The 4636-nt window shown below is 36.8% G+C and carries 5 protein-coding genes; 1 reads left to right on the forward strand and 4 read right to left on the reverse strand.

Features of this window, described 5'->3' with window-relative positions:
• The 4 genes from AC11ZT_RS01325 to AC11ZT_RS01340 all read right to left on the reverse strand — a co-directional run.
• On the reverse strand, positions 1-275 hold a 275-nt coding region (locus AC11ZT_RS01325), incomplete at its 3' end, for a DinB family protein (protein ID WP_484057879.1).
• A gap of 163 nt (positions 276-438) precedes the next feature.
• Positions 439-2133, reverse strand: coding sequence for a M3 family oligoendopeptidase (locus tag AC11ZT_RS01330; protein ID WP_484057880.1), 1695 nt, complete (start codon positions 2131-2133; stop codon positions 439-441).
• A 163-nt stretch (positions 2134-2296) separates the two neighbouring features.
• On the reverse strand, positions 2297-3004 hold the full coding sequence (locus AC11ZT_RS01335) for a pirin family protein (protein WP_484057881.1): 708 nt from the start codon (positions 3002-3004) through the stop codon (positions 2297-2299).
• Positions 3001-3471 carry a MarR family winged helix-turn-helix transcriptional regulator gene (locus AC11ZT_RS01340; protein ID WP_484057882.1) on the reverse strand — a complete coding sequence of 157 codons (471 nt, stop codon included), beginning with the start codon at positions 3469-3471 and terminating at the stop codon, positions 3001-3003. The genes AC11ZT_RS01335 and AC11ZT_RS01340 overlap by 4 nt, the downstream gene beginning before the upstream one ends.
• 198 nt (positions 3472-3669) lie before the next feature.
• Here AC11ZT_RS01340 and AC11ZT_RS01345 point away from each other — a divergent pair.
• A partial coding sequence (locus tag AC11ZT_RS01345) for a cache domain-containing protein (RefSeq protein WP_484057883.1) occupies positions 3670-4636 on the forward strand: 967 nt, incomplete at its 3' end.

A 4636-nucleotide genomic window follows, 5' to 3' on the forward strand; every position in this document is an offset into this window, starting at 1 on the left:
TTCAACTGCTCCGGCATATTTACATGATCAAGCGTAACCGGAAGCATCTTGCGTCGTACATCACACTTCTTACAAGTTCGAAGAGCATAAGTAATATTGCTCGTAACCGATTGCTCCACTAAATGGAGGTGATGCAATATTTGAATTATACTCCACGATTCTCTCTTTGGTTTTGCATTAAGCAGAGTATCCGGAAGCTTTTTAATTTCAAGTAACAATGCGGCCCGGGTTTCCTTCAACTCATGTAAAATAGATGATAAACTCTCCGTTTTCATGATAGAATCCCACTCCTTTGTCTCCTCCATTATGAATGGCAAAAAGGGTGTTTCTTAAGAAAGAAACACCCTTACTTACTAACTATAGAAAGGGAAACCTCTTTCCTCCCCTTCATTATCTCACGAAAAAACGTTTAAAATCGTAACAACCATTTATATTTTTTTACATCTTTGTGTCGTCAACGGAATCCAGATAAGCTTGAATATCGCCAATAATAGATTCTACACAACCATCTGCAAAAGGCGCTTGTAAATGAGCGGCTTCTACAAGATGTAAAAACGATTGACTTCCTCCAAGACGGCAAAGCGTAACGTAATCATTCCAAGCCACCTCTCGTTCTTCACGCGAACGTTTCCAGAACTGGAAGGCACAAACTTGAGCAAGTGTGTAATCAATATAATAGAACGGTGAATTGTAAATATGACCTTGCCGTTGCCAATACCCACCTTTTTCTAAAAATTCATTATCCTCATAGTCGCGATGCGGCAAATATTTTTTTTCAATTTCTCTCCATGCCTGCTTACGCTGTGCAGGAGTTGCCTCTGGATGCTCATAGACAAAATGTTGGAATTCATCAACACTCACACCGTATGGTAAAAATAGAAGGGCAGAGCTCAAATGAGAAAAATAATATTTTTCCGTATCTTCCTTGAAGAATAGCTGCATCCAAGGCCATGTAAAGAATTCCATACTCATTGAATGAATTTCACATGCTTCATAGGTAGGCCATGTATATTCAGGTATCGGAACATTACGACTTTCATAAACCTGGAATGCATGTCCCGCTTCGTGTGTAAGCACATCAATATCACCTGATGTACCATTAAAATTAGAAAAAATAAACGGAGCTTTATAATTTTCAATAAATGTACAGTATCCTCCGCCTGCTTTTCCCTTCTTCGCTACAAGATCAAGTAAATGATTGTCCGTCATGAAAGTGAAAAACGTATCTGTTTCCTTAGAAAGCTGACGATACATCTCTTTTCCTTGTTCCAAAATCCACTGGGAATCGCCCTTTGGCATTGGATTTCCAGACTTAAATTCAAATCCTTCGTCATAATACTTTAGCTTCTCAACACCGATGCGCACCTGCTGACGGCTACGAAGCTTTGTCGCAAGCGGAACAATATAGTCCAATACTTGCTTACGGTATGCCGCTACCATTTCTGCATTATAATCCGTCCGGTACATTCTCGCATAACCAAGTTCAACGAAATTAGAAAACCCTAGTTTTTTAGCAATAATCGTTCGAACGGTAACGAGTTCGTCGTAAATATGATCCAATTCACTTTCATGATCAGCTAAGAAGCCATAGTATGCTTCACTTGCCTTTCTACGCAATTCACGATTTGGCTGCTGCATAAATGGGGAAAGCTGTGATAAATTTCGTTCTTCCCCTTCAAATGGAATTTTGGCAGAAGACATCAACTTTGTATATTCTGAAGAAAGTTTATTTTCAAGCTGTAAGTCCTCTACTATATCATCAGAATACGTTTTGAGCTCACACTCCGCTAAGGAAAATAGCTGTTTACCATATTTTTTCTCAAGATCCCCTCGAAACGAAGAAGATAGTAAAGCTGCATAATACTTACTCACATGCCCCTTTACAATCGGTGACGTTTCATCAAAGAAGTCTTGTTCATTCTTATAAAACTCGTCATTCGTATTTATCGTATGGCGAATATAGCATAGATTCGCCATCGTATCATATTCATTGCGAATTGTATTAACCCGCTTCATCGCATCTTCCTGCTCTATTGCAGATATAGCACTCGTAAACTGCCCAATAGCTTTTTCCATTTCTGTTGAAATATCATTCATATTTGGTCGTATGTATTCATATTGCTCAAAACTCATACTCTCACCTCAATTTTTTTTCGCGTTTCGATACAAAAATTTGTACCAGAACAACTATATAAATAGATTATATTCCATTTGAGATTTAATTTCCCTTTTTATACTAAAAAAAGACAGCTAATGTATAACTACTACACCAGCCATCTTTTTCATTATTCTAATTTTATTTGTTTGGAAGATCAATTACCATAAAACGGGATTCCCCTTCAGTAATAAAGACAAGTTCTTCTTCATTTTCAATTCGAGCAGAATCTCGTTTCATTAACCATTCATCCCCGACTTTTACTTTTCCTTCAATGACGAAAACAAATGTTTTCCGATCATTCTTTTGGGAAAATGAGATACTTTGATTAGGTTCTAAATCACTTAAATAGATAGTTAAATCTTGATTAATGAAAGCTGCCTCTTCTAGCTTATCTGCGTGATAGGAGACTACTGGTAATAACGTATTCTTCATTTTTTCAATCGTAAAAGAACTCTTCTCATAAGAAGGCTTTGTGCCAAGTTCCTTAGGCAAAAACCACATTTGAAGAAAGTTTACTTCCTCATCAGCAGGATTGATTTCCGAATGGAAAATCCCTGTTCCCGCTGACATACGCTGAATTTCTCCAAATGTCGTAGTAGCGCTATGCCCATAGCTGTCTTCATGCTTTAAATATCCTTCAAGTACAATTGATACGATTTCCATTTCCTGATGGGGGTGTGTACCAAATCCACGATGCGCAGCAACACGGTCATCGTTTAACACTCTCATCGGACCAAATTGTAAATTATTTGGATCAAAATATTCTGCAAAGGAAAAGCTAAATTTACTGTGTAACCATCCGTGTTCTGCAGAGTAACGGGATTCTGCTGGAAATACTTGTATCATAATGATTCATCCTCTCTTTCGATAGCTTGGTGCTTACCGACTTTTTTTAATAGTGTTAACAATTGATCTTTCTCTTCGCTATTTAACATCGTAAGTGACTCATGTAACAACAATTCATGACTTGGAAAGATTTCATCCATTAGCTGTTTTCCCGCATCAGTAAGCTCTGCATAAATGACGCGGCGATCCTCCTTACAAGGATTTCGCTTAACGAGCTTCTTTTTTTCTAATTTATCAACCACATACGTAATGCTCCCACTTGTAATCAGGATTTTATCTCCAATTTGCTGCAATGCTAGAGTACCTTTATGATATAAAATCTCTAACACTGCAAATTCAGTAGGATTTAAGCCATAGGACTGGGCAGATCGATTTGATATATCCATTAACCTATGATGAACACGAGATAAGGCAATAAAAATCTTTAATGATGCATCAATCGCTACTCTTTGCGGATCTTTACTCATCTTCAAACATCCTTTGAAAATTTATTTTCTAATCATATATTTTTATTTTAAATATCTTGAATTAAAGATATCACATTATAGAATATCCGTCAACAACACGATCCTACTCATTTCATACTGCTACTATACAAAGCATTATATTTTTTCCGTAATGTTCTATATAATGTAAGTATTACAATCATAAAAGGAGTCATCGTTGTGAAAGCTTTTGCTAAAACGATTCTTATATACGCCTTGCTAGTTGTCTTCCCCACAGCCGTTATAAGTATTATTTCGTATACTTATTATAACAATACGCTACAAAAGCAAAGCATACAGGAGGCAGGAATCGTTGCTGATTTATACCGAGATAATCTAGATCGTTTAGTGGGAGACTCACTAACAACCATTGAAACGTTGGCACTAGTCGTAAAGGCAGCTGATTCAAATACAAACGAAATTGAACAAATTTTAAATCATATGCACGAACAGAATCCTCGATTTTCCGGGCTTTATTATGCTGATCCAACCGGACATATTTTGTTTGGTTCCAATTCATTGGAACACTCAATAGATTTATCTGATCGTACATACATACAAGAAGTGACTAAATCAAAGAAAACAACCATATCTTCTGCTCTCATTGGACGAGTATCCGGACAAAGAATAAGCGTAATCGTTACACCGGTTGTCACATCCTCCAATCAGATATCAGGACTAGTTATGGCAAGTCTTCGTTTAGATTATGCTACTCAGTTACTAAAAGGATTTCCGACACCCTATCCTTATCTGTTATTGGATAAGGACGGATCTGTGCTATTACAAAATGGTGAATTAGGCAATCAAAATAATAGGGTTGTACTTCCAATTGCACGTACACCATGGGAAATTTCAGTTTATCCACTACCAGTGAATCAGCACTCTCTATATATTAAAATGCTTCTTCCCTTTCTTCTTACCCTATTTCTATCAAATGGTGTTTTTATTCTCGCTAAATATTGGATGTTACGAAAACAGGCAAAAGAAAATTTACGAGAAAATGATCAACAAAAAATAAAGCTGATTGGCACGTTAGCTGCAAGTACAGCTCATGAAATTCGAAATCCACTAACGGGGATTAAAGGACTCGTAACTCTTTTAAGTGAAAAGCATAGGGATGACGAAGATCGCCTTTATTTTTCAGTTA

The sequence above is a fragment of the Ectobacillus sp. genome, from assembly GCF_056992975.1.